Annotated in this window: 26 protein-coding genes; 15 read left to right on the top strand and 11 right to left on the bottom strand. The window is 44.5% G+C overall.

Features of this window, described 5'->3' with window-relative positions; all coding sequences use genetic code 11:
• Window positions 1-370: 370 nt before the first annotated feature.
• Genes recG through asnC form a run of 3 tightly spaced genes read right to left on the bottom strand, consistent with a single transcriptional unit; the run spans window position 371 to window position 3,694 of the window.
• Window positions 371-2,458 (bottom strand): ATP-dependent DNA helicase RecG, encoded by a 2,088-nt coding sequence (gene recG / locus CTT31_RS16005; protein WP_260491578.1) that lies wholly within the window; start codon window positions 2,456-2,458, stop codon window positions 371-373.
• 28 nt (window positions 2,459-2,486) lie between these two features.
• Window positions 2,487-3,185 carry a tRNA (guanosine(18)-2'-O)-methyltransferase TrmH gene (gene trmH, locus CTT31_RS16000; protein WP_260491577.1) on the bottom strand — a complete coding sequence of 233 codons (699 nt, stop codon included), beginning with the start codon at window positions 3,183-3,185 and terminating at the stop codon, window positions 2,487-2,489.
• A 50-nt stretch (window positions 3,186-3,235) separates the two neighbouring features.
• Window positions 3,236-3,694, bottom strand: coding sequence for a transcriptional regulator AsnC (gene asnC / locus CTT31_RS15995; RefSeq protein WP_010374296.1), 459 nt, complete (start codon window positions 3,692-3,694; stop codon window positions 3,236-3,238).
• A 161-nt stretch (window positions 3,695-3,855) separates the two neighbouring features.
• On the opposite strand from asnC, the gene asnA reads away from it, so the two are divergent.
• From asnA to CTT31_RS15965, 6 genes are all read left to right on the top strand, one after another.
• The gene (asnA, locus tag CTT31_RS15990; RefSeq protein ID WP_010374293.1) at window positions 3,856-4,851 is read left to right on the top strand and encodes an aspartate--ammonia ligase; all 996 of its coding nucleotides are present in this window, start codon (window positions 3,856-3,858) and stop codon (window positions 4,849-4,851) included.
• A 1,147-nt stretch (window positions 4,852-5,998) separates the two neighbouring features.
• The gene (gene gmk, locus CTT31_RS15985; protein WP_260491576.1) at window positions 5,999-6,622 is read left to right on the top strand and encodes a guanylate kinase; all 624 of its coding nucleotides are present in this window, start codon (window positions 5,999-6,001) and stop codon (window positions 6,620-6,622) included.
• A 102-nt stretch (window positions 6,623-6,724) separates the two neighbouring features.
• The gene (gene rpoZ, locus CTT31_RS15980; RefSeq protein WP_010374289.1) at window positions 6,725-7,000 is read left to right on the top strand and encodes a DNA-directed RNA polymerase subunit omega; all 276 of its coding nucleotides are present in this window, start codon (window positions 6,725-6,727) and stop codon (window positions 6,998-7,000) included.
• Between the two features lie 248 nt (window positions 7,001-7,248).
• Window positions 7,249-9,351: a bifunctional GTP diphosphokinase/guanosine-3',5'-bis pyrophosphate 3'-pyrophosphohydrolase gene (gene spoT / locus CTT31_RS15975; protein WP_010605866.1), complete on the top strand. Its 2,103-nt coding sequence runs from the start codon at window positions 7,249-7,251 to the stop codon at window positions 9,349-9,351.
• 10 nt (window positions 9,352-9,361) lie between these two features.
• The gene (locus tag CTT31_RS15970; RefSeq protein WP_010374286.1) at window positions 9,362-9,754 is read left to right on the top strand and encodes a RidA family protein; all 393 of its coding nucleotides are present in this window, start codon (window positions 9,362-9,364) and stop codon (window positions 9,752-9,754) included.
• Window positions 9,755-9,863: 109 nt separating this feature from the next.
• On the top strand, window positions 9,864-10,454 hold the full coding sequence (locus CTT31_RS15965) for a biliverdin-producing heme oxygenase (protein WP_260491575.1): 591 nt from the start codon (window positions 9,864-9,866) through the stop codon (window positions 10,452-10,454).
• A 71-nt stretch (window positions 10,455-10,525) separates the two neighbouring features.
• On the opposite strand, the gene CTT31_RS15960 is transcribed toward CTT31_RS15965, so the two are convergent.
• The 5 genes from CTT31_RS15960 to CTT31_RS15940 all read right to left on the bottom strand — a co-directional run bounded on the left by CTT31_RS15960 (window position 10,526) and on the right by CTT31_RS15940 (window position 12,462).
• Window positions 10,526-10,750: a hypothetical protein gene (locus tag CTT31_RS15960; RefSeq protein WP_193521847.1), complete on the bottom strand. Its 225-nt coding sequence runs from the start codon at window positions 10,748-10,750 to the stop codon at window positions 10,526-10,528.
• A 44-nt stretch (window positions 10,751-10,794) separates the two neighbouring features.
• Window positions 10,795-11,478 (bottom strand): hypothetical protein, encoded by a 684-nt coding sequence (locus tag CTT31_RS15955; protein ID WP_260491574.1) that lies wholly within the window; start codon window positions 11,476-11,478, stop codon window positions 10,795-10,797.
• A gap of 25 nt (window positions 11,479-11,503) precedes the next feature.
• Complete coding sequence (locus CTT31_RS15950) at window positions 11,504-11,686, bottom strand: hypothetical protein (protein ID WP_045964906.1); 183 nt, start codon at window positions 11,684-11,686, stop codon at window positions 11,504-11,506.
• A 172-nt stretch (window positions 11,687-11,858) separates the two neighbouring features.
• Window positions 11,859-12,098 (bottom strand): hypothetical protein, encoded by a 240-nt coding sequence (locus tag CTT31_RS15945; protein ID WP_045964904.1) that lies wholly within the window; start codon window positions 12,096-12,098, stop codon window positions 11,859-11,861.
• A gap of 46 nt (window positions 12,099-12,144) precedes the next feature.
• The gene (locus CTT31_RS15940) at window positions 12,145-12,462 is read right to left on the bottom strand and encodes a helix-turn-helix domain-containing protein (RefSeq protein WP_193521909.1); all 318 of its coding nucleotides are present in this window, start codon (window positions 12,460-12,462) and stop codon (window positions 12,145-12,147) included.
• A 255-nt stretch (window positions 12,463-12,717) separates the two neighbouring features.
• Between CTT31_RS15940 and CTT31_RS15935 the strand changes: the two genes are divergently transcribed.
• Window positions 12,718-12,951: a hypothetical protein gene (locus CTT31_RS15935; RefSeq protein WP_130165028.1), complete on the top strand. Its 234-nt coding sequence runs from the start codon at window positions 12,718-12,720 to the stop codon at window positions 12,949-12,951.
• Between the two features lie 99 nt (window positions 12,952-13,050).
• On the opposite strand, the gene CTT31_RS15930 is transcribed toward CTT31_RS15935, so the two are convergent.
• The 3 genes from CTT31_RS15930 to CTT31_RS15920 form a co-directional block, all read right to left on the bottom strand.
• Window positions 13,051-13,503, bottom strand: coding sequence for a DUF3299 domain-containing protein (locus CTT31_RS15930; protein WP_370599249.1), 453 nt, complete (start codon window positions 13,501-13,503; stop codon window positions 13,051-13,053).
• Between the two features lie 64 nt (window positions 13,504-13,567).
• A complete protein-coding gene (locus CTT31_RS15925; protein WP_260491573.1) occupies window positions 13,568-14,923 on the bottom strand; it encodes an ABC transporter permease in 1,356 nt (451 codons plus the stop codon).
• Window positions 14,917-15,609, bottom strand: coding sequence for an ABC transporter ATP-binding protein (locus tag CTT31_RS15920; protein WP_260491572.1), 693 nt, complete (start codon window positions 15,607-15,609; stop codon window positions 14,917-14,919). Before CTT31_RS15920 ends, CTT31_RS15925 begins: the two co-directional genes overlap by 7 nt.
• Before the next feature lie 188 nt (window positions 15,610-15,797).
• On the opposite strand from CTT31_RS15920, the gene CTT31_RS15915 reads away from it, so the two are divergent.
• The 8 genes from CTT31_RS15915 to CTT31_RS15880 all read left to right on the top strand — a co-directional run bounded on the left by CTT31_RS15915 (window position 15,798) and on the right by CTT31_RS15880 (window position 23,440).
• Window positions 15,798-16,898 carry a phosphoribosylaminoimidazolesuccinocarboxamide synthase gene (locus CTT31_RS15915; protein ID WP_017218410.1) on the top strand — a complete coding sequence of 367 codons (1,101 nt, stop codon included), beginning with the start codon at window positions 15,798-15,800 and terminating at the stop codon, window positions 16,896-16,898.
• 116 nt (window positions 16,899-17,014) lie between these two features.
• Window positions 17,015-17,647: a methylamine utilization protein gene (locus CTT31_RS15910; protein WP_260491571.1), complete on the top strand. Its 633-nt coding sequence runs from the start codon at window positions 17,015-17,017 to the stop codon at window positions 17,645-17,647.
• Window positions 17,644-19,980 (top strand): putative bifunctional diguanylate cyclase/phosphodiesterase, encoded by a 2,337-nt coding sequence (locus CTT31_RS15905; RefSeq protein ID WP_260491570.1) that lies wholly within the window; start codon window positions 17,644-17,646, stop codon window positions 19,978-19,980. The genes CTT31_RS15910 and CTT31_RS15905 overlap by 4 nt, the downstream gene beginning before the upstream one ends.
• Window positions 19,967-20,794, top strand: a complete 828-nt coding sequence (locus CTT31_RS15900; protein WP_102056042.1) for a DUF3034 family protein — start codon at window positions 19,967-19,969, stop codon at window positions 20,792-20,794. The genes CTT31_RS15905 and CTT31_RS15900 overlap by 14 nt, the downstream gene beginning before the upstream one ends.
• The gene (locus CTT31_RS15895; RefSeq protein ID WP_039492807.1) at window positions 20,795-21,214 is read left to right on the top strand and encodes a group I truncated hemoglobin; all 420 of its coding nucleotides are present in this window, start codon (window positions 20,795-20,797) and stop codon (window positions 21,212-21,214) included. It abuts the gene before it with no gap.
• A 110-nt stretch (window positions 21,215-21,324) separates the two neighbouring features.
• Window positions 21,325-21,975, top strand: coding sequence for a hypothetical protein (locus CTT31_RS15890; RefSeq protein ID WP_010605852.1), 651 nt, complete (start codon window positions 21,325-21,327; stop codon window positions 21,973-21,975).
• Window positions 21,976-22,206: 231 nt separating this feature from the next.
• Complete coding sequence (locus CTT31_RS15885; protein WP_260491569.1) at window positions 22,207-22,608, top strand: FAD synthase family protein; 402 nt, start codon at window positions 22,207-22,209, stop codon at window positions 22,606-22,608.
• Window positions 22,609-22,612: 4 nt separating this feature from the next.
• The gene (locus CTT31_RS15880) at window positions 22,613-23,440 is read left to right on the top strand and encodes a sulfurtransferase (protein ID WP_260491568.1); all 828 of its coding nucleotides are present in this window, start codon (window positions 22,613-22,615) and stop codon (window positions 23,438-23,440) included.
• The last annotated feature ends 39 nt before the right edge of the window (window positions 23,441-23,479 follow it).

Raw genomic sequence — 23,479 nt, 5'->3', positions numbered from 1 at the left:
CTAGTGGGAACGAGTTTACCTCGCGATCTTTTCACAGCTCGCCGCATAAAGCGGCTCCGACGTTTCAGCTTATGCTGTCGAGATAAATCTCGACCTATAAAACGCGCTAGTGGGAACGAGTTTACCTCGCGATCTTTTTACAGCTCGCCGCATGAAGCGGCTCCGACGTTTCAGCTTATGCTGTCGAGATAAATCTCGACCTACAAAACGCGCTAGTGGGAGCGAGTTCACCTCGCGATCTTTTTACAGCTCGCCGCATGAAGCGGCTCCGACGTTTCAGCTTATGCTGTCGAGATAAATCTCGACCTACAAAACGCGCTAGTGGGAGCGAGTTCACCTCGCGATCTTTATATCATTTGACGTTTCAGGCTTACGCCATTGCCAGCTCGCTCTTATCACCCATCCAGCGCCAGATAATCGGGTCAACAATATCGCTGTGGCTTTTAAGCACGGTAAAAGCGAGGCTTCTCACTTGCGGTAATAAATGTTTATCACGGCTAAGATCGGCAATTTTTAGCTCCGCCAATCCAGTTTGTTTTGTACCAAGCACTTCACCCGGGCCGCGGATCTCAAGGTCGCGCTCAGCGATGACAAAGCCGTCGTTACTTTCTCTAAGCACCCCCAAACGCTTTTGCGCAGTGACCGACAGTGGCGCATGGTAAAGCAGTAAACAATGTGATGCGATTTGTCCGCGACCAACACGGCCGCGTAATTGGTGAAGCTGCGCCAGACCCAAACGCTCAGGGTTTTCAATGATGATAAGGCTAGCATTGGGTACATCCACGCCAACTTCAATCACGGTTGTGGCAACCAGCACATGGGTATGACCTTGTTTAAACTCGTCCATGATGGCCTGTTTTTCTTGGGCTTTCATACGGCCATGTACCAGCGCAATATTAAGTTCAGGCAAGGCTTCGGCAAGTGCTTTGGCGGTGTCTTCTGCGGCTTGGCATTGTAACGCCTCCGACTCATCTATCAGCGTACATACCCAGTAAACTTGACGTTTATCTTCAACACAGGCCTTTTGTACTTTTTTTATCACTTCATTGCGTCTGGTGTCTGGCACGGCGACGGTCGTGATTGGTGTTCTGCCCGGTGGTAGCTCATCAATAATTGAGGTTTCAAGATCTGCATAGGCCGTCATTGCCAAGGTTCTCGGGATTGGGGTTGCGGTCATCACCAGCTGATGCGGATAGCAATCGCCAAACTTACCCTTTTCTCTCAGCGCTAGGCGCTGATGCACACCAAAACGATGTTGCTCGTCGATAATGATAAGCGCAAGGTTAGAAAACTGCACTTGCTCTTGGAATAAAGCATGGGTGCCGACCACCATCTGTGCTTGCCCTGAAGCAATACGCTCAAGAGCATGAGTGCGTTCCTTACCTTTGGTTTTGCCACCCAGCCATACGGTTTCTATGCCCATAGGTTCAAACCAATTAAGGAAGTTGATGCCGTGTTGTTCGGATAGGATCTCAGTGGGTGCCATCAGTGCTACTTGATAACCCTGCGCGATAGCCGTTAACGCGCTAAGCGCTGCCACAAGCGTTTTTCCTGAACCAACATCCCCTTGCACCAATCGCATCATGGGGTAGGGATGTTGTAAGTCGCCTTTAATCTCCGCCACTACTCTGCTTTGGGCATTGGTGGGGGCAAATGGCAAGGCCGACAAAAACTGAGCTTCAAGTGGATTAGTGGGCGCTAGTGCAACCGCCTTCACCGCTTGGCCTTTTTGCCTAAGCTTAAGCAAGCTGAGGTTTTGCGCCAATAACTCTTCAAACGCCAAACGTGTTTGTGCAGGATGTTGCCCGAGCTCTAATTGCGCTAAATCCACTTCCTGTGGTGGACGGTGCAGTAATAACAGCGCTTCTTTTACGCTTTGCTGTGATGGCCGATACTGAGCTGGTAAATAGTCTGGTACATCATATTTGCGCAGCAACTCAACGGCTTGATCGGCAATTGCCCGAATGCTCAGTTGTTTTAATCCTTCGGTGGTAGGATAAACTGGGGTAAGCGTCGCAAGGCTCGGATCGCTCGGTGCAGAGCGCGTCTCTTTGATGCTGTATTCTGGATGCGCCATTTCAAAGCCATAATGACCGCGGCGAACTTCACCAAAACAGCGGATCACTTTGCCCGCTTGCATGGCATTTTTTTGTGCCGCATTAAAGTTGAAAAAGCGCAGCGCGATCCGCCCCGTCCCATCATTAACATAACACACCAACATGCGGCGTTTGCCTTGCGTGATTTCGCTGCGTTCAATCTCGGCTTCAATGCTGACATGGCTATGCGCTTGCAGCTCGCAGATAGGATAAGTGCGCGCACGATCTTCATAGCGCAGCGGAAGGTGAAATAACATGTCTTGCACCGATTGAATGCCAAGTTTGGCCAAACGCTCGGCCGCTTTCGGGCCTACGCCTTTTAATTCGGTGATTGGATAAGTGGCCAAATTTGGTGTCGACATGCTAATCCTCTAGCGCGATCCGCGTTATTTATTTCTTCTGCGTAAACTTAAGAATGTCCCAAAAAGCGTCGTCTGCAACGATTTCACCGTGCTCATCAAGTGCCGGGTAAGGTAGCCCTTTTTCGCGACAGCGGGTTGCTATGATTGGATGACATCCTTCAAATAGTAACTTATGTTTTACCACAGGATCCATCATATCTGTACGTTTGTACAGTCCTGCTGCATCTCTTTGGCGCTGCGCTTCGTATAAAATAAGCGCTGCTGCAACAGACACATTGAGTGATTGCACCATACCTTGCATTGGGATCACGATGTGCTGATCCGCATGCTCAAGTGCGCGCTCTGAGATCCCTAAACGCTCTTGACCGACAATAATAGCGGTAGGTTTGGTGTAATCAATTTCACGAAAATCAACGGCGCTATCGCTAAGGTTGGTTGCTAATAATTGTACACCTGGGTTTTGTTCACGAATTGTCGCAACAGCGTGGTCTATATCCTCATGCATATGGGTTTCAACCCAATTTTTGCTGCCGCCAGAGGTATTGTTTGTTAACCGTCTTTGATCTTGTGGCCATACTGCGTGTACGTGGTGGCAGCCAACCGCGTCTGCGGTACGCACAATCGCTGACAGATTATGGTGCTTATGTACTTCATCTAGGCACACTGTGAGGTCGGTTTGGCGTCTATCTAATACGCTTTTTACACGATGGAATCTATTCTCAGCCATCTACTTACTACTCTAATCAAAAAATTCCCGCGATTATAACAAAAAAGAAGCTAGGGCATAACGGTGCGCTGAATTGGGTTTTGCAGTGAGATTAGTGTTTCGGTTGACTGGATCGACTCAATGGTTTGCACTTTATTGATAAGCACATCTTGAAGGTGGTCGATGGAGCGCGCCATCACTTTGATAAAAATGCTGTAATTGCCCGTGGTGTAGTAAGCCTCAACAACTTCTTCAAATTCTTTTAAACGTGCAATGGCTCCCGGGTAGTCGCCGGCGTGTTTTAAGTTTATTCCGATAAAACAGCAGACATCATAACCAAGCCGTTTAGCATTAATGCTTACTTGAGTCCCCTCAATGATCCCCGCTTGCTTCATTTTTTCGACCCGAACATGGATGGTACCGGCGCTAACAGCAAATCTTTTTGCTAATTCCGCGTAGGGCGTTCGTGCATTTTCTTTTAAAGCGTGAAGGATGGATCTATCCAGATTGTCGATCTCATAATTTTCCATGTAAATATCCATTAGTAATTGTCGTTTATATAAAATTTATAGCATATTTTTGATGAAAATAATTATGTAAAGGTGTTTTTGTTGCGGGTTATTGATGTTTGTGTCGGTTTCTTTAAATATAGACTCAACAAAACGACAAATTCGGGAATGAGGACCTAACCATGTTGAGCAAGTATCAAGAGACACAAAAACAGATAGCACGAGTAAAACAAGTATTTTCAGCACAGCTAACCGAGCAATTGGGTTTAGTTGAAGTACAAGCGCCTATTTTGGCGCGTTTGGGCGACGGTATTCAAGACAACCTAAGTGGCCACGAGCAGGCGGTACAGGTAAAAGTGAAAACGCTACCAGATGCGCAGTTTGAGGTAGTGCATTCACTTGCTAAGTGGAAGCGCAAAACACTAGGCGATTATGGTTTTGCTAAAGGTGAAGGCCTCTATACGCACATGAAAGCGCTACGCCCTGACGAAGATAAGCTATCGCCAATCCATTCTGTCTATGTGGATCAGTGGGATTGGGAAAAGGTGATTTGCGAAAACAGTGAGCGTTCGCTGGCAAAACTAAAAGAAACGGTTGAAACCCTTTATCGCTCAATTAAAGCAACGGAAAAAGTGGTTGAGGATGAGTTTGGCATTGCGGCATTCCTTCCTGAGAAAATTACCTTTGTGCACAGCGAAGAATTACGCACTATGTATCCAGATTTTACTGCCAAGCAACGTGAAAAAGCGATTGCCCAAGAATATGGCGCGGTATTTTTAATTGGCATTGGTGGTGAGCTTGGTGATGGTAAAATTCACGATGTTCGTGCGCCGGATTATGACGATTGGTCAACGCCAACGTGTGACAAATACCAAGGGCTTAACGGTGATATTTTGGTGTGGAACCCGGTGCTAGAAGACGCATTTGAGATCTCGTCAATGGGCATTCGGGTTTGTCCTGATTCGCTAGCAAGACAGCTTAAATTAACCGATGACGAAGCACGCTTGAGCTTAGATTGGCACCAACAGTTAGTTGCGGGTGAATTACCACAAACCATAGGAGGTGGTATTGGCCAATCGCGTTTAGTGATGTTGTTGTTGCAAAAGCAGCACATTGGTCAGGTACAAGTTGGGGTATGGCCTGAAGAAGTACGTAGCAGCGTAGCAGATTTGCTTTAAACAGATCGCGAGGTGAACTCGTTCCTACGTGGTGAATACTTTGGTAGGAGATGCTTTACGCAGCGAGCGGTTAAAAGATCGCGAGGTGAACTCGCTCCTACGTGGTGAATACTTTGGTAGGAGATGCTTTACGCGGCGAGCAGTTAATAGAGCGCGAGGTGAACTCGCTCCTACTGGGTGAATACTTTGGTAGGAGATGCTTCACGCGGCGAGCGGTTAAAAGATCGCGAGGTGAACTCGCTCTTACTGGGTGAATACTTTGGTAGGAGATGCTTTACGCGGCGAGCAGTTAAGAGATCGCGAGGTGAACTCGTTCCTACTGGGTGAATACTTTGGTAGGAGATGCTTTACGCGGCGAGCGGTTAAGAGATCGCGAGGTGAACTCGCTCCTACTGGGTGAATATCTTGGTAGGAGATGCTTTACGCGGCGAGCGGTTAAAAGATCGCGAGATGAATTCGCTCCTACTGGGTGAATACTTTGGTAGGAGATGCTTTACGCGGCGAGCGGTTAAACAGATCGCGAGGTGAATTCGCTCCTACTGGGTGAATACTCTGGTAGGAGATGCTTTACGCAGCGAGCGGTTAAAAGATCGCGAGGTGAACTCGCTCCTACGTGGTGAATACTTTGGTAGGAGCCGCTTCACGCGGCGAACTGTGAAGAGATCGCGAAGTGAATTCGCTCCTACTGGGTGAATACTTTGGTAGGAGATGCTTTACGCAGCGAGCAGTGAAAAGATCGCGAGGTGAACTCGCTCCTACTGGGTGAACACCGTGGTAGGAGCCGCTTCACGCGGCGAGCAGTTAAAAGATCGCGAGGTGAACTCGTTCCTACTGGGTGAATACTTGGGTAGGAGCCGCTTCATACGGCGAGCTGTTAAGAGATCGCGAGATGAACTCGCTCCTACTGGGTGGACACCTTGGTAGGGGCGCTTTACGCTGCAAAATAACACTCCGTTTTAGAGGAATAAATTTAGCACAGTGATAGGTTTCTGGGTTACTCACAACGCTGAATTTATTCCTCGACTTTTCCTTATTCTCATCCCTAGTGTATTCTTATACGTTACTCGGTATAATGCCCGCTTTTAGCTCTGCGGCAGACTTGAGTAAACCAATACCACTCGGCCGGTACTTATTGTTGAGAATGACTATGACATCACTTACACGCGGTAATCTGTTTATCCTTTCTGCGCCTTCTGGTGCGGGTAAATCAAGTTTAATCAAAGCGTTATTGGAAAAGCACGACGATATTAAAGTGTCGGTGTCTCACACTACGCGTGCTCCTCGTCCAGGCGAAGAAAACGGCGTACATTACCATTTTGTCTCGGTTGATGAATTTAAGCAGCTGATCGATAAAGGCGATTTCTTTGAGTGGGCACAAGTATTCGAAAATTACTACGGCACTTCAAAACAAGCGATAGAAGATCAGCTTGCCGCTGGTATTGATGTGTTTTTAGATATCGACTGGCAGGGTGCGCGTCAGGTGCGTGAGTTGATGCCTGAAGTAAAGACCATCTTTATTTTACCTCCTTCAACTGCGGAGCTAGAAAAGCGCTTAAATGGTCGTGGCCAAGACTCTCAAGAAGTAATTGCAGGTCGCATGGCTGAAGCGAAATCAGAAAGCTCACACTATAACGAGTTTGACTATATTCTTGTCAATGATGACTTTGAGCAAACATGCGGTGAACTTGAACATATTGTTATTGCCGCAAGACTTGAGCAACAAGCACAGTCTATCCGTCATCAAGCACTTATCGCCGACTTGCTAAAATAATTACTTTTAAACCTGAGGTTTTTTAACCATCAATACTTGGCGAAAGGCTAGACATACAGTAAACTAGCCTTTTGCATAATGAACTGAATTTGGAGTGCTTCGATGGCTCGCGTAACTGTAGAAGATGCAGTAGATAAAATTGGTAACCGCTTTGACTTGATTTTAGTAGCAGCGCGTCGCGCTCGCCAAATTTCTGTAGGCGGTAAAGATCCTATGGTTGATGCTGAAAACGACAAGCCAACCGTAATCGCGCTACGTGAAATTGAGCAAGGTTTTGTAACCACTGACTCGCTTGATATTATCGACCGTGAAGAGCAGCAACACCAAGAAGCTGCAGAGCTTGCTGCAGTAGCTGCAATCGTTGGTGGCAATCGCTAATCCAACCACTGTCTAGATTCAATAATGCCAGCTTTTTTGCTGGCATTATTGTTTTATAGCAATTGAAATTAAGCAAATTGGTATAAATCGCCAGCACATTACACAACGCGTAACGCCTTTAATTTCCTAACAAGTAGCATAAATTGTTCATTGGCATTGCTGGTGTTTCATCGTATATTCTTAAGTAACTAGCTTGTAACCCGTTTTATACTCGCCGAGTATAGCTTCTCTGAAACATTGGAGTGTGAATGTATCTGTTTGAAGGCCTCAAAAAGAAAATCTCAGAATATTTGTCACCAGAAGACGTCGATTTGGTGCAAAAAGCCTATGTCGTGGCCCGTGAGGCACACGAGGGACAGACGCGCTCTAGCGGTGAGCCCTATATCACTCACCCAGTAGAAGTAACCCAGATCCTTGCGAGCATGAGGCTTGATCATGAAACACTCATGGCTGCGCTTATGCACGATGTTATTGAAGACACTGACTTTAGCCAAGACGACTTAGCGGAGATCTTTGGTGATACGGTCGCTGAGTTGGTGGAAGGGGTGTCAAAGCTCGATAAACTGAGCTTCAAAGATAAAAAAGAGTTCCAAGCCGAAAACTATCGTAAGATGATCATGGCGATGACGCAGGATATTCGTGTCATCCTTATTAAGCTTGCAGACAGAACGCACAATATGCGAACGCTAGGCGCTTTGCGTCCTGACAAGCGCCGTCGAATTGCCCGCGAAACATTAGAGATTTATGCACCAATTGCAAACCGCCTTGGTATTCATGATATTAAAAATGAGTTAGAAGATCTCGGGTTTCAGGCGTTATATCCAATGCGCTATCGTGCGTTACGTTCAGAAGTCGCCAAAGCACGTGGTAATCGTAAAGAAGTGATCAGCAATATTCAGTCTGAGATTGAATCTAGACTGGAAGAAGCGGGTATTCAAGGCTCAGTAAAAGGCCGTGAAAAGCACTTATACAGTATTTACCGCAAGATGTTGAATAAAGAGTTAATGTTTAACGAGGTGATGGACATTTACGCCTTTAGGATCAATGTCGACAACCTGGATACTTGCTACCGTGTGCTAGGCGTTGCACATAATTTATATAAGCCAATTGAAACTCGCTTTAAAGACTATATTGCCGTACCGAAAACCAACGGTTACCAGTCGCTTCATACGTCGTTGGTAGGTCCGCACGGTATTCCGGTAGAAATCCAAATTCGTACTCATGATATGGATCATATGGCGGATAAAGGGGTAGCAGCGCACTGGATGTATAAAAAGTCAGGTGATAATGCCGGCCATACCGCGCAGCAGCGTGCGCGTCAGTGGATGCAAAGCTTGCTTGAGCTACAGCAAAGTGCAGGCTCGTCTTTTGAATTTGTGGAAAACGTTAAAACCGAATTATTCCCAGAAGAAATTTACGTCTTTACGCCAGATGGCCGCATTGTTGAGTTACCTATGGGCGCAACGGCGGTAGATTTTGCCTATGCCGTGCATACCGATGTGGGTAATACCTGTGTAGGTGCTCGTGTAAACCGTAAGCCTTATCCTTTGAGTAAAGCGCTGGATACCGGCCAAACGGTCGAGGTTATTACTAGCTCAGGTGCACACCCTAACGCTACTTGGCTGAACTTTGTGGTAACGGGTAAAGCACGCCTTGGGATCCGCAATTACCTCAAGAGCCAACAAGAAGAAGAGGCGATCCAACTAGGCCGTCGTTTGCTCGACTCGGCATTGGGTGAGTATAAGCTAGACGATATTGCTCAAGAGCAAATCGACAACGTACTTGAAGAGCATAACCTCAATACCTTGTTGGAGCTGCTGGTTGAGATTGGCTGTGGCAATATTATGAGTGTATTGATAGCGAAGCGTTTACTGCAAGATGATAATGCGGTAGAAGATATTGCTAAACGTGCTAAAGCCGCGATAATCGGAACAGAAGGCATGTTGGTAACCTATGCTAAATGTTGTCGTCCTGTGCCGGGTGACGCTATCACAGCATATATGAGCCAAGGCAAAGGCCTAATGGTTCACCGCCAAGAATGTAAAAATATTAAGGGTTGGCGCAACGAGCGTTCGAAGTACTTCGTCGTGAAGTGGGAAGACAACCCAGAGAAAGAATATATAGCAGCGCTGCGTGTGGAAATTATTAACCACCAAGGTGCGTTGGCTAAATTAACCAATGTGGTTGCGACGACTCAAGCTAATATTGTCGAAATCGCAACGGACGAAAAAGAAAGTAATTTATACGTGATTGATTTAGGTATTACCGTGAAAAACCGAATTCATGTTGCTGATATTATGCGCCGAATTCGAGTGATGCCAGATGTACAACGCGTGTATCGTAAAAAATAAAGGAACATTAATGAACAAAGCTATTATTTCAACAGATAAAGCGCCAGCTGCAATTGGCACATACAACCAAGCGGTAAAAGTTGGTACTGCGGTCTATTTATCTGGCCAAATTCCATTGGTACCAGAGACGATGGAATTTATTTCTGAAGATTTTGCAGAGCAAACGCACCAAGTGTTCAAAAACCTTATCGCAGTATGTGAAGAGGCTGGTGGCGAGTTACAAGATATGGTTAAGGTTAATATCTTCCTAACTGATCTGAGTAACTTTGCAACGGTCAACGAGATCATGGCTCAGTATTTTAGAAAGCCATATCCAGCTCGTGCTGCAATTGGTGTAAAAGAGCTACCAAAAGGCGCACAAGTTGAGATTGACGGCATTATGGAGTTACCTTCAACTAACTAGTAGTTAGATATATCTCTTCGCTCCAGTGTCAATCGCTGGAGCGGCTTTTCAAAAAGCCAGCACCGTCAGTCCATTCATTTTCCCCTCGCTTTACATTACAGGAAGTCCCATGACCGCAGCCAGCGCACTTACTAGCCGTGCATTGAAATTAAAAACAAGTACTGCTGATCTTCATGACCGGATAGATAACAGCATTATGGCAAAAGACCCGTTTGCCAGCATTGAGCGTTATCTCCAGTTTTTGACTCTTCAGTACCTGTTTCTTAAAGATGTCGCTGCATTGTATGAGCACCGTGAACTCTCTATGCATATTGACGATCTCAAATCGCGTCGACGACTTGGGTTGTTGGAGCAGGACTTTGCTGACTTACAGCACACATTACCTGTGCCGTCTTTGTCGCCGTCTATCACAACTTCAACCGAGTTTGCGACTGCTTTGGGAGCGCTTTATGTCGTTGAAGGCTCTAAGGTTGGGGCCGCAATGCTTGGGCGTCAAGTGCAGGCGCGTTTGCCCGTCACAGGTGAGTATGGCGCGCGTTACTTAGCAGGCCCAGGTTCCGGGCGCGGCAGTGCGTGGCGTCACTTAATTCAATTTATCGATACGGTTGAATTAACTAGTACGCAAGAAGATGCATTGATCACCGGCGCTCGTCAGGCCTTTATGCGTTTTCAGCAGTATCAAACAGAGGTCTATGCTTAATACGATTGGTATAAGTTGAATGGAGAATAACAGGGTTGTTGTCGCGACATAGTGTCGCGACAGGTTAGTGACTAGCACATATTGGTTGGGCAATCACAATGTAGTGTATTTGGCTCAGGAACACATGCTAACGCCTTTGATGGGCAAACCATCGTTGGGCCATCGGTGTCACAGTTTAAATCGCGACTACAATAGTAGGAACAACCACCACCAATCTCACGGGTCTTGTTGTTATCCAAAATTAGCTTACTACCTGCTAATGACTTCAATTGCTTTTTGTTCAGTTTTAAATCCATCGTTTATTCCTTCAATTGATTTAGGGTAAAAGCAGCACAGATCACTATGACCTATGCTGTGGCTCGGATTTTTTAAGCGTTGAGTCTTCTTCACTTTCTTTAATTGGCGCAGGACGAAAGCGTTCAACGTAAACTGTTGCTAGGAGTACAGTTATGACACATGAAAGCAGAATCGATTTAATGTAGGGGTAAGCCTTATAAAACCAATTCCAGCTCCAAAATTGTTTTGCAAAACTTTCATCTACTCCAAAGTATTCTAGATTTCGAATAATGTTCTCAGCTAAAGTTGCCAGATCTACTATCATAAACAAAAAGAATAAACCGACCAGCAGAATATCAGCATGTGTCATATAGATATATTCTTGCTTCTCCGGGGCAAATCTATTTACATAATAGGTGGATAAGCGAACTCTATTTTTGAGATAGAAAAATACCCCAAGATCCATCAAAAGTTGAAATGATAATGTTAGGGTGTTTTTTACATAGGCTGGATGCTCAGCGAACCATAGTTCTGCAATTAACTCATAGCCAACAAATTCAATAGCAATAAATAGGAGTAATCCGATAGTAATATGTATTATATTTTCTTGTTCTTTTGCTATGTAAGAGAAAGATAAAACTAGTAATAGCAAGGGGATATCAACGAAACGTTCAAAATAAATATGAAAGTACGAGATCAATCCCCAAAGGGTTAGCATGATGAGAGCAAAGCCCCATGTTCTGTTCATTAGATAACTCCAAACTTCATACGTGTTAACTTCCTAAATCGGCTGTTACATTTTCTGTTTCAACTTTTGGATCGTCGCCAATTTTTCCTGTACTACCACCACTCACCAATTTGGCAGAAGTAATATATATAGGTTGGGTGTAAATTAGCTTATTTTTTGGTTTTGTGAGTAATAACTTTTTTACAAAATGGCGATTCAAGAGTTTCATATTAGTGTTCCTTGCGGTCTTTGCAGTAGGTTAAACTTGTTAATACTGTACCCTGAAAATCACCTATTGAGAATCACTTGTAAAACTGAGAGGTTTTAAATGTGATCTCTTGTTCAGCTGTTTGCTTGCCTGTAATCCCACCCCTTCTGGGTTTACTTTAGTCTTGATTGCCTTACTCACCTTTTGTGATTTTGGGATCTATTTTTAATAAACCGTCACTACCCCCGATTACGGTATTTAACTGGTGAATATCGAGCACTTGGAGCTGCGTTGCCTTTTGAGCATGAAGGCTTAACTTCGGATCTTTTGCTGTTCCGCCATGACTTCCCCCAGTTACCTTCTTGATTTCATGAAAGTATATTTTTCTGGAGTTTAAATTTTTGGGTGTTGTACATTGCATTAATGAGTTCATTTATTTTTATCCTTTTACTACTTAAACCAGCTGAAAACATGACTACTTACTCTTCCACTTTCTTTGCATCAGGAGAGGTCGGGCTTTTGCGTCTTAATTGGGTATCACTAATTAAGCTCCGTAGCGCTTGAAACTGTTTAATAATGGGAGAAAGGTCAATATCACAGTAGTTACACCAAACTTGAAAGTGATCCCAAGGTATACGGCTTACACCATTTTCATAGTTTTCGTAGGTTTGGCGGCTAATACCAACAAGATCGGCCATTTGCTGCGTGGTTTTTTGGGCAGCAAGGCGCATTCTTCTGAGGTCATCACCGTTATATTTAAAATTGGGATTGCCCACCAATTTAATCCTTTCTTGTATGGGAGAGTATGTTCACTCTATCTAAGTTATTTTTATGTGTAATCTTTGTTAACTTGTAATTGTAATCAATAAAAATGTTTCTGCAAGAGGAAATTTAATCAGTCAATTATGGATATATCGCTCAAGAACCTACGTATACTTTTTACTTTATTTTCATCATTTTAATAGAAAAATGGGTTCGACAAGATTTTTTAGCGAGGCTTTTGTTACTGTAGTGTGAAATGAAAACAAGGGTAACAACTGACTGAGGGTGATATGGATTATCTACGTCAATATAACGACTTAAATATTCTCTATGAAGCACTTAAAAAATCGAGTCGCGGAGAGGTTGAGATAGCTGAGACGACTGCTAAGTGGTTTTCTCTTGTAGAGAGTACCTTATTTGAGCTTCAGGAGCTGGCGTATATGGAAAAGGCGTATATGCAAAAGTCGCGAACCATGAATAATCTCATCGAACTGGTGTATGCCAGTGTTCCTACCACTGAGTAGGGTAAATAAAAGAAATAAAATTGTATGTTTTGCAGTGGTAAGAGTGCCAATCTAGCTCAATTAAGTATTGGCACTCTTTTTTAGTGATTTATATGACTTTTAGAGCTCAAATGGCGCGACGCCTTTGGCTTCCATCATATAACCTGTTTGCGCGATGTCGCCCTTCCAAGTAGAAACCTTAATCGTGCCACTGACTGTGATTGCATCATATAGGCTCTCAATTGGAACACCGCCTTTGATTTTGACATGAACAATTTGATTTGGCGGCGGAGGCGGCACGTGGATGCAAGCGCCAAAGTAGGGAACCAACAAAAATTCGGTGATCACTTCACTGTCACCTTCAAGTGGTACAACAAAGCCGGGTAAGCTGACTAGTTGGCCGTCTAACTCTTTGACGACTGGGGCGTCTAAGTCAGGTTGCACCCAATTTTGCTCGGCGCCATCATGGCTTGCTGCGTCTTGATTGCTGATCTGGACATGTCCTTTTGGAATTAAATCTTCCCAGAATATCTCTTTAGGTGGTGCCGCATTTGCAATACCACTGAATACCATCGCAGTGATGAATGCAATGAAGTAAAAAACGTGAGTTCGTGCGGTTAACTGCATCTTGATCCTCTTAGGTTTTAATTTGCATGCCATCGGCAAGCGAGTAAAAATAAGCACGGGCGGCAGGAATGGCGCCGATCAAAGTACCTGCACCTATAATAACGCTTAGTAGCGTGAGTTCATAGGTTGACAGCGCTGAGATACTTAGGACTACGCCAAATTGACTTTGTAGGCTGGATTGGGCAGCAATGAGCAAGGTATAAAAAAGCGCTACACCGAAAGCACATCCTAACACGGTAATAAAAATTGCTTCGCTAATGAGAAGTGTAAAAATATGCCAAGGCCGCGCACCAACGGAGCGTAGGATAGCAAGTTCTCGGCGCCTTTGATTCAGCGTGGCGAGCAATGAGGTTAGCATGCCAAGCAAGCTTATCAACACCACAGCAAGGGTAATGAGAAGCAAGATTTTTTCGACGATATCAAGCATTTCCCACAATTCCCTCAATGTCACCCCCGGCATAATTGCCAGTAAAGGCTCACCCTTATACTGATTAATATTTCTGCGCACTTGTAGGGTATAAAGTGGTGACTCAAAACCAAGTAAAAATGCAGTGATTTGTGTTGTTGAACCGATTAAATCACCGGGCTTAGAGTCGAGGTTGTGAAGTAGAACGCTATTGTTTTTACTGTCATGCTCATGCTCATGCTCATGCTCATGCTCATGCTCATGCTCATGCTCATGCTGCGTTGCATCTTGTTTTCGTGCAACTATTCGTGATGGCTTGGTGTGGCTTGAGCTATGCATGCTCTCGATGGCACTTAACGGCACATGTAATGTTTTATCTACGGGCGTTCCCGTGGCTGCCAAAATGCCAGAAATAACCAGCGGATTGTCATCATGATGATGGAAACTGGTATTGCCCATGCCATGAGAAATGACGATTTTTTGTCCCAGCTGATAACCCAGCTTTTTTGCGACCATAGCCCCAAGCACCACTTCTTGGCCATTGTGAAATGGTCGACCAGCGGCAAAGGTGAGATGCTGTTTTTTAGCGTATTGATAATGACTGAAGTAACTTGCATCTGTGCCCAGCACAGCAAAGCCTTTGTGGCTATCGCCTAAACTAATGGGAATGCTCCACGCAACACCGCGTTGTGCCTTGATATACTCGTAACTTTGCCATTGTACGGCATTATTGGCATGACCAATTCTAAATACGCTTGAAAGCAATAGCTGAATATCACCAGTACGTGCGCCGACAATCAGGTCTGTGCCAGAAATAGTGTTCGCGAAGCTGGATTTTGCGTCTTGGCGTACACGCTCAACCGACAGCAGTAACATGACACTAATTGCAATGGTCACTAGAGTTAGGGCGACGCTGGCTTTTCGGTTTAGCGTACTTTTCCACGCAAGTTTGATTAGCATAGCGGTGCTCCTTGTTGTAAATCAGGCAAGCTTATTTGCCTATCAAATAACGGCGCTAAGCTTTTATCGTGACTGACAAAGAGAATAGATGCACTGTAAACCGCGGCTTGGCTAAAGAGTAATTTAATAAAGCCATCACGGCTGTCGGCATCGAGGGCTGAGGTTGGCTCATCGGCAATAATGATTTCGGGCCTGCCGATAAATGCGCGAGCGGCGGCTACGCGCTGCTGTTGCCCAATACTTAACTCCGCGACACTGCGCTGCTGAGTGTGCTCGTCTATACCAAGATCAGAGAGCAGAAGTTTGGCTTCCTGCTCAAGCGATTTATTCTGTGAGGAAATGTTTTGCCTGCGCTTTTTGGAAAATTCGCAACCAAGAGTAACGTTTTCAATAGGCGACAAATAGGGCAACAAATTAAAGTTCTGAAAAATAGTACCTATATGGTCGGCTCTAAACTTATCTCGTTGGCCATGGCTCAGTGCGCTCGCGTTTGTACCTGCAATTTCAATTTCTCCCTGCTGGCAATCCAAGGTGCCGGCAATAAGTCCTAGCAAAGTCGATTTACCGCTGCCGCTTGGACCATGTAAAAACACGTGTTCACCCCGGGCGATATGTAGCTTAGGTATGGTTAGCACCGGAGTGCTCGACTTAGGCCATGTAAACTGTAATTGAGATATCGTAAGCATAACGCCTCAACGCTGGCAAATAATGTTGTGATGGTATAACAAGAATGACTAAAGCAAAACTAAGTTAAGCTCAACAACAAGCGTGTAAGTTAAATTGTGATTTTTGTTCAGCTCGACTATTATAGCGACCCTAACCCCCTCATTATTTTGTGCCCTTTAGCAAGGCGCATCCTGTCATTGGAGTAACAATGAGTAGCTACAAAGTTTTAGACGTTAATGACGATCTTCCAATTCGCACTAAGGGTGCGGTTCACAGTGGTAAAGTACGTTCAGTTTATTGGTTAACCGACGCCGACAGTGCGCGGTTAATTGAAGAAAAAGGCTATCAAGTCCCGGTTGGTACAGAGCTGGCAATTATGGTCATTTCTGACCGTATTTCAGCGTTTGATTGTATTTGGCAAGGTGAAAATGGTCTTAACGGTGTACCGGGTAAGGGCATTGCGCTTAACAGCGTTGCTTCACATTGGTTTTCACTTTTTGATAAAGCAGGTCTTGCAGGTAATCACATTGTTGATATTCCACATCCTTATGTTTGGATTGTGCGTAAAGCCAGTACGGTAAGAGTTGAAGCGATTGCGCGTCAATATATTACCGGCAGCATGTGGCGCGATTACGCAAAGGGCGTAAGGGAGTTTTGTGGCTTGCAATTACCAGAAGGTTTAGAGGCCAATCAAAAACTAGATAATGTCTTAATCACACCATCAACCAAAGGGATCATCAAAGGTTTAGCAGACGTACCAGAAGTGGATGACGTAAACATCTCTCGTAAAAACATCGAAGATAACCTTGCAGCGTTCAACTTTAAATCTGCGGCAGATGTGGATAAGTACGAGCAGTTGCTAACCGAGGGCTTTGCCCTGATTAGTAAAGAGCTTGAGAAGCTTGATCAGATCTTTGTTGATACTAAATTTGAGTTTGGTTACGTTGAAGATAAAGACGGACAAGAGCGCCTAATTTACATTGATGAAGTGGGTACGCCTGACTCGTCACGTATTTGGGATGGACCTGCTTATCGCGATGGTAAGATCGTTGAAAACTCAAAAGAAGGTTTCCGTCAGCTATTGATAAACAACGTACCAGATAGCGATGTGCTGCTGAATAAAGACCGCATGCCTGAGCGTGAAGCACTTGCTCGCGACTATCTATTGCCAGAAGCTGTGATGATGTCGGTAAGCGAAACTTACGTTGGGATCGCAAGTAAAATCGTTGGCCGTGAGCTAACGATCCCTGCTGATCCTCGCCAAGAAGTTATTGATATTCTTGATAAGCAGTACGGTTTAATAGATTAATTCTTTTTCAATTGCCCTGATAGACAAGTTTATTAGGGCAATTTCCTCAATTCACTTGCTTTTCATTGCAAGGTCTCTTTTACTTAACCTAATTGTTGCAAAAAATAGAGTCAGATATGCGAACGTCTGTTCTACTCCTATTAAGTTTTTGTTTTTTACTCCTTTTAGATTCAAGCTGCGCAAATGCTGGGCAATTAACAGTGCTAGATGGCAGCGGCAAGCCCTTGCAGCATGCCGTTGTTGAATTGACGGATGAGCCTGTTGAGTCAGCAGCAAAAGCAGTGGCGGTTATGGATCAAATCAATAAACAGTTTGTTCCTTTCATCCTTACCATCCAAAAAGGACAATTGGTTAATTTTCCCAATAGCGATGATATCCGTCATCACGTTTATTCGTTTTCTGCGGTAAAACCTTTTGAGCTAAAGCTATACGCTGGCACGCCAAATCAACCGCTTAAGTTTGAAAACGCTGGTGTAGTGGTGTTAGGTTGTAACATTCACGACTCTATGGTGGGCTATATTTACATTGCAGATGACAAGCAAGTATTGGTATCTGATGCGAATGGATTAGTAACTTTGCCGAATTCTACGAAACAAGTAACGGTATGGCATCCTTATCAAGATAATGACATAGATAGTCGGCAAACCGTACAAATAGTGAACACAACGGCGCCAATGTCCGTAACAATAAAAACAACTTATCCAGCGCCGCGTAATACCTTTGGCGAGCGCTTTGGACAACATGAATGAATAACAGCTTTAAACATAAAATAATTAGTCTCTGTATTTTGCTGATCCTAGTCACGGCGGGGATGAGCTTGGCAAGTTTTTGGTGGTCCACAAGTAAATTCAATGAAGCGCAAGTGCAAAGAAAAATTCAAGTGGCGCAAAATGTTTATCAACAATATTTAAAAGCGCGAGAGCAGCTATTAGTTACCGCAGCGACTGTACTGACCGCTGACTTTGGCTTTAAACAGGCAGTCGCGACGAGAGACGCACAAACCATCAGTAGTGTGTTGCTTAATCACTCCCGCCGTATTGATGCTGACTTAATGCTGCTGCTGGATGTGAAAGGCGACCTGATCTCCGCTAACAGAGAAGGACTCGACTTCCCGAGCGATACCAGAACTTGGATGCAAGCGTTGCAAAGCCACACCGACCACTCAGCTTTTGTGGTGCTTAGTGAGCAGTTGTATCAAGTGATTATTTTGCCTGTGCGAGCACCTAGAACGATTGCATACTCAATTATTGGCTTTGAGGTTGGATCTGCTGTGGCGCTAGAGCTCAAAGAGCTGACAGGAATGGAAACGAGCTTTGTTGGTGCCGCTGATAACCTAAAAGCAAGCTCGCTGACCACTCTTGCACTCGGTGGTGATTTATTTACTTTCTTAGCGGCGCAAAAAACGACACGGTGGCTTAGCCAGTATCCGGTATATGAAAGTGCAGAGGTGAGTTTACCTTCTCTTGAAAGTAACCCGGTGAGTTTGGTACTCAGTGCGGATTTAACTACTCAGTATCAAGAATTCGATAAAATGGTGTTGACCATTATTTTACTCTCCTTCGGTACTATCCTTATTGGTTTTATCACCAGTGGTATTGTTGCCAAGAATCTTACGACACCGCTTAGTAAGCTTACTGAGTTGGCAAAACGCTTTGCTAAAGGGGATTACTCAGCCAAGCTGGAAGAGGCTCGACCGACCCAAGAAATTTGCCAACTCGTTGACGCTTTTAATGATATGGGCGAAGACATTCAACAGCGTGAAGAGCAGATCCGCTTTCAAGCCAGTCATGACCATTTGACTGGATTTTTTAATCGTAATGCGGCTTTGGATAAACTACATAGTATGCTCAGCAGTGGTGCAGAGTATTACTTTATTGCCATAGACATAAAGGGATTACGCCATATCAATGACAAGCTTGGCCCTCGGGTAGGAGATGATTGTATTAAGGCCGTGGCGAAACGGATAGCGGAGATCAATACAGCAGAAGGCGGATTGAATGTTAGGCTTGGTGGCGATGAGTTTTTAGTTGCGCATCAAGCGAGTGTGTATGCTGATCCGCAAAGTGCTGTGCTCGGTATTGTTGAATGTGCTGAGATGCTAAATCAAGGCCTGAGTAAACCTTACACTGTGCAGGGATTAGATATTTCGCTTCACTTTAGTATCGGCGTAGTGCATTACCCCAAACAAGCACATACTCCCGAGGATGTCGTTCGCCGGGCTTTGATCGCAGTTGATACTGCAGCGCACGATGGTCATGATGTTTACTACTACCAATCAGGTGAAGATGAAGCCCATCTAGAGCGCCTGCAAATTATTGATGAACTAAAACACGCTATTGCCAACGATGATGGTCAGCTTTTTATGACCTACCAACCAAAGCTAAATATGAAAACCAATCGTATTGATAAGGTTGAGTCTCTTATTCGTTGGCAACGTAAAAATGGTGAATGGGTGTCGCCCGAACTATTTATCGATCTTGCCGAGCAATCAGGTTTGATTGTTGAGTTAACTCAGTGGGTAGTAAAGACTGTGGTGTCTCAAGTTGCTAATTGGGTACGCCAAGGTGAACGCATCAAGGCTGCCATTAATGTATCGGCACAAGACATCGCAGATAAAAACTTCTTGTCTCATCTTAAGACGCTACTAGACACATATAACGTCAAACCTGAGTTGATCACCATAGAGCTTACTGAGCGAGACATGATTGAGAATGAGGAAAAAGGCATTGCGGTTCTCCAAGCGCTTAAACAGCTTGGCGTGCAGGTCTCGCTTGATGATTATGGTGTCGGTCAAACTTCCCTTGGTCGATTAAAAATGTTACCTATTGATGAGCTGAAACTCGACAAGGTATTTATTTTAAAGCTCGCACAATCGGAAAAAGACCAGTTTATTGTGCGCTCCACTATCACGCTTGGTCACCAACTTGGTTTTAGCGTGGTCGCGGAAGGGGTTGAAGACAAAGCATCGCTTGAGCTACTTGAGTCAATGCAGTGTGATTATGCACAAGGTTACTATCTAAGTAAGCCACTCAAAGCCGCAGACTTTGACCTGTGGCTGGGGAGATATAATGAAGTGGGCTAATGTTTTTGCCGCATGCTTAATAGTATGCGGACCAACTTACGCCGCAACAGGAAAGTTACTAGCGACTCCCGGAGTGTCACAGGTTGAGGGTAGTGCCGGTGGTGGTATTGTGCCATGGGCGCAGCTTGCCGGATATGCTTCGGAAGATGAATGGTCGGCGAGCGGGTTTTGTAGCCGAGCTAGCCTAAAAGACTACCAGCTCGATGTGTGTGGCGTTCAAGCCAACTTATTCAATCGCGTAGAGTTAAGTTTCGCTCGACAAAACTTCGATGTGGATGCGCTTAATCTTGATATTGAGCAAGATATTGTCGGTGCTAAGGTGCGGCTATATGGCGATATCGTCTACAGTAAATATCCACAATTGAGCTTTGGTATTCAGCATAAGTCCTTGGATGATGCAACGGTTGCCAATTTACTTGGCGCTGAAGAAGACTCAGGAACGGATTATTACTTAGCTGCAAGCAAACTGCATTTGGGTGCTGTAGGCGGTTATAACTGGTTCTGGAATATTACGATGAGACATTCTAGAGCTAATCAACTTGGCATTCTGGGTTATGGTGGGGCTAACGACAGTGCGCCTTGGCAACTAGAAGCCAGCAGCGCAGTATTTTTATCTAGGCATTGGGCTGTCGGTGCAGAATACCGCCAAAAATCCAATAACCTTGGACTTGGTGAATCAGATTGGAAAGATGTTTTTGTCGCTTGGATCCCGAATAAGTCAGTGAGTGTGACGGCGGCATGGCTAGACCTTGGAAAAATCGCAGGGCAGCCTTCTCAAACGGGTTGGTATCTATCTGTTACGGGGTACTTTTAAATGAAATGGCTATCACTAACGGCAATCTTGCTTTTCCTCGTGGCGTGTAGTGCTTCAACTCCACAAACCTCCCTATATGAGCAAATAGGGGGCAACGCCGGCGCAGAAAAGCTAGTAGACGCGTTTATTAAACAGATTGGCAATGATGACGTTATTTTACCGTATTTTAGAGAGTCCAATGTTAGGCACTTTCGTGAAGGGTTTATCACTCATCTGTGCGATACCTTAGATGGCCCTTGTGATTATGAAGGTGATAGCATGGTGCAGATCCACACCGGCATGGCTATTAGTGAGTCTGACTTTAATCGAGTGGTTGATCTCTTGATCAACGCAATGAATGAGGTTGGGATTGCTCACTCTGTACAAAATCAAGTTCTGGCGCGCTTAGCACCGATGCGAAGTGAGATAATCAAATTATAATCAATAGCTACAGTTTTTAACTTTATTTACATTAAATTATCATATTTTGAGTCGTAAAATTCCTAGGTATCAAATTGGTACTACACATTTATATATAAAAGGAGTTTTACATGAAGTTTAAATCTATCATGCTTATGTGCTCACTGGGCGTTAGCATATCTACTTTTGCGGCAGAGCAAATTGATTCAACTGTTAATTTAGCTGGTACAGGTTCGAATTACGATTTCCGTATAGGACTACAAGCTCTAGATGATCGTGGCAGAGACCCTGGTGCTGTAGAGTATACTAAGTATCTTTCTGCAGGTTCTAATGTTCAGTCTGATTGGGCTGTTGATCGAGATGCATATGACCCCGATGCATTACGTTTACACTTATCTGTACTTAACCAGATCCCGACAAACCGTGATTTCCGATTAGCTATCCAAGCTGCAGACCGAGGCGGCCGAGGTGATTTTGGATACTGGCAATACACTCCTTGGGCGAGTGAAGGTGGTGGTTGGTCTGGTATGGCATTTGATACAGACCGATTCGACCCTGATGCTTTTCGCATTCGCATCGAAACCAGAGCTTGGAACAGTAGCCGCTCTTTAAGCGATTTTCGTATCGGCTTGCGAGTATCTGATAGGGGTGGGCGAGAAGTTGGGAACTCGACGTTCACTCCATGGGCTTCCAATGGTGGTGGCTGGACTGATTTAGCGACAGATAATGACGCTTATGACTTTGATGGTTTTGAAGTAAACCTAGAAGTCAGACAGTACTAAAAATACCGTATAACCAAGTTGTTTCGCAGAAGTGACTTGGTTATAACGTTTCACACTTCTTTAAAAGCCAATCAAGTAAACGCTCAAAAGCGTCATATCGTTGTAAGAAAATCAATGAATGCTACAATCACATTCTACCTTCGGTACTTATAGTTCATAAGATTAGAAGGCGCTGTTGATACTTCATATAGTGTTTACACATAAACTTATTAACGAATGAAGAGAGCCAAGTTGAAAAAAGTTATCACATTTGGAACATTTGATGTATTCCACGTTGGTCATGTCAATATTTTAGAGCGAGCGAAAGCTCTGGGTGATTATCTCATTGTGGGGATCTCGTCGGATGAACTTAACTTTTCGAAAAAAGGTAGAAATCCAATATACTCAATAGCAGATCGCCTAAAAATCATTAGTTCATTGCGATTTGTAGATGAGGTGTTTGTGGAAGAATCTCTGGAGCTAAAAGCGCAATATATCAAAGACTTTGATGCGGATGTTCTGGTGATGGGTGATGATTGGAAAGACAAGTTCGATATATATCAAGATATCTGTGATGTGGTTTATTTAGAGCGCACCCCATCAATTTCAACAACGGAAATAATAGAGGTCGTGCGCAGACCCGAAGGAAAGTAATAGCATGAAGCATGTGGTCGATAGGGAATGGCTCTTTGCAAACCTTGGCAAAGTGAAAGTATTGGATGCTGGTATTGTGAAACCGGGTCAGTCAGGCCCTTATCACACCCCTGCAATCATTCAAGGCGCGCTGCGTTTTGATATTGGTGGTGCGCTAGCTAATCCCCGTGCTACATCACCCAATATGTGCTGCAGTCCAGTTCAATTTCAAGCAGAAATGCGACAGCTTGGTATCAACCAACATGATGTGTTAGTCGCTTACGATGATAAGGGGATGTTTAGCGCTGCCAGAGCTTGGTATATGCTCAAAATGATGGGTCATAAACAAGTGTATGTACTGGATGGCGGATTACCTGCTTGGTGTGAAAAACAATACCCTTTGAGTCAAGCATATACGCAAGTCCAACAAGCAGGAAACTTTGTCGCTGCATATGATGAAACAGCATTTGTAGATAAAGCCGCTGTGCTTAGTAATATTGACGCCGAACTGAGTTATCTATTTGATGCTAGAGGTGCAAAGCGCTTTACTGGTGAAGAGCAAGAGCCTCGTGCAGATATGCGCAGCGGTCATGTGCCTAAAAGTAAAAACCTACCATATACGAGTTTGCTAAACGCCGATGGCTGCTTTAAACCACTCACTGAGCTTGAAGAGTTGTATAGCGACTTATCAAAGGATAAAACTAAGCCTCTGATATTCTCTTGTGGCTCAGGTGTTACAGCCTGTATTTTAGCGCTGGTGGCTGACGAGCTAGGTTATAAACATTTGACGGTATATGACGGCTCGTGGAGTGAATGGGGCGCTGATCCCGATGTGCCCGTTGAGACAAATTAATCCACTATTTAATGTGAAAAAGGTGCCAATGGCACCTTT

This window comes from Pseudoalteromonas maricaloris, assembly GCF_024746855.1.
Lineage (GTDB): Bacteria > Pseudomonadota > Gammaproteobacteria > Enterobacterales > Alteromonadaceae > Pseudoalteromonas > Pseudoalteromonas maricaloris.
The sequence above is the reverse complement of the archived record's forward strand: the minus strand, read 5'-3'. Positions and strand labels throughout refer to the sequence as shown.

Coding starts and splice junctions, on each gene's coding strand:
- recG (WP_260491578.1), bottom strand. CDS start 2,458: ATGTCGACACCAAATTTGGCCACTTATCCAATCACCGAATTAAAAGGC.
- trmH (WP_260491577.1), bottom strand. CDS start 3,185: ATGGCTGAGAATAGATTCCATCGTGTAAAAAGCGTATTAGATAGACGC.
- asnC (WP_010374296.1), bottom strand. CDS start 3,694: ATGGAAAATTATGAGATCGACAATCTGGATAGATCCATCCTTCACGCT.
- asnA (WP_010374293.1), top strand. CDS start 3,856: ATGTTGAGCAAGTATCAAGAGACACAAAAACAGATAGCACGAGTAAAA.
- gmk (WP_260491576.1), top strand. CDS start 5,999: ATGACATCACTTACACGCGGTAATCTGTTTATCCTTTCTGCGCCTTCT.
- rpoZ (WP_010374289.1), top strand. CDS start 6,725: ATGGCTCGCGTAACTGTAGAAGATGCAGTAGATAAAATTGGTAACCGC.
- spoT (WP_010605866.1), top strand. CDS start 7,249: ATGTATCTGTTTGAAGGCCTCAAAAAGAAAATCTCAGAATATTTGTCA.
- CTT31_RS15970 (WP_010374286.1), top strand. CDS start 9,362: ATGAACAAAGCTATTATTTCAACAGATAAAGCGCCAGCTGCAATTGGC.
- CTT31_RS15965 (WP_260491575.1), top strand. CDS start 9,864: ATGACCGCAGCCAGCGCACTTACTAGCCGTGCATTGAAATTAAAAACA.
- CTT31_RS15960 (WP_193521847.1), bottom strand. CDS start 10,750: ATGGATTTAAAACTGAACAAAAAGCAATTGAAGTCATTAGCAGGTAGT.
- CTT31_RS15955 (WP_260491574.1), bottom strand. CDS start 11,478: ATGAACAGAACATGGGGCTTTGCTCTCATCATGCTAACCCTTTGGGGA.
- CTT31_RS15950 (WP_045964906.1), bottom strand. CDS start 11,686: ATGAAACTCTTGAATCGCCATTTTGTAAAAAAGTTATTACTCACAAAA.
- CTT31_RS15945 (WP_045964904.1), bottom strand. CDS start 12,098: ATGAACTCATTAATGCAATGTACAACACCCAAAAATTTAAACTCCAGA.
- CTT31_RS15935 (WP_130165028.1), top strand. CDS start 12,718: ATGGATTATCTACGTCAATATAACGACTTAAATATTCTCTATGAAGCA.
- CTT31_RS15930 (WP_370599249.1), bottom strand. CDS start 13,503: ATGGTATTCAGTGGTATTGCAAATGCGGCACCACCTAAAGAGATATTC.
- CTT31_RS15925 (WP_260491573.1), bottom strand. CDS start 14,923: ATGCTAATCAAACTTGCGTGGAAAAGTACGCTAAACCGAAAAGCCAGC.
- CTT31_RS15920 (WP_260491572.1), bottom strand. CDS start 15,609: ATGCTTACGATATCTCAATTACAGTTTACATGGCCTAAGTCGAGCACT.
- CTT31_RS15915 (WP_017218410.1), top strand. CDS start 15,798: ATGAGTAGCTACAAAGTTTTAGACGTTAATGACGATCTTCCAATTCGC.
- CTT31_RS15910 (WP_260491571.1), top strand. CDS start 17,015: ATGCGAACGTCTGTTCTACTCCTATTAAGTTTTTGTTTTTTACTCCTT.
- CTT31_RS15905 (WP_260491570.1), top strand. CDS start 17,644: ATGAATAACAGCTTTAAACATAAAATAATTAGTCTCTGTATTTTGCTG.
- CTT31_RS15900 (WP_102056042.1), top strand. CDS start 19,967: ATGAAGTGGGCTAATGTTTTTGCCGCATGCTTAATAGTATGCGGACCA.
- CTT31_RS15895 (WP_039492807.1), top strand. CDS start 20,795: ATGAAATGGCTATCACTAACGGCAATCTTGCTTTTCCTCGTGGCGTGT.
- CTT31_RS15890 (WP_010605852.1), top strand. CDS start 21,325: ATGAAGTTTAAATCTATCATGCTTATGTGCTCACTGGGCGTTAGCATA.
- CTT31_RS15880 (WP_260491568.1), top strand. CDS start 22,613: ATGAAGCATGTGGTCGATAGGGAATGGCTCTTTGCAAACCTTGGCAAA.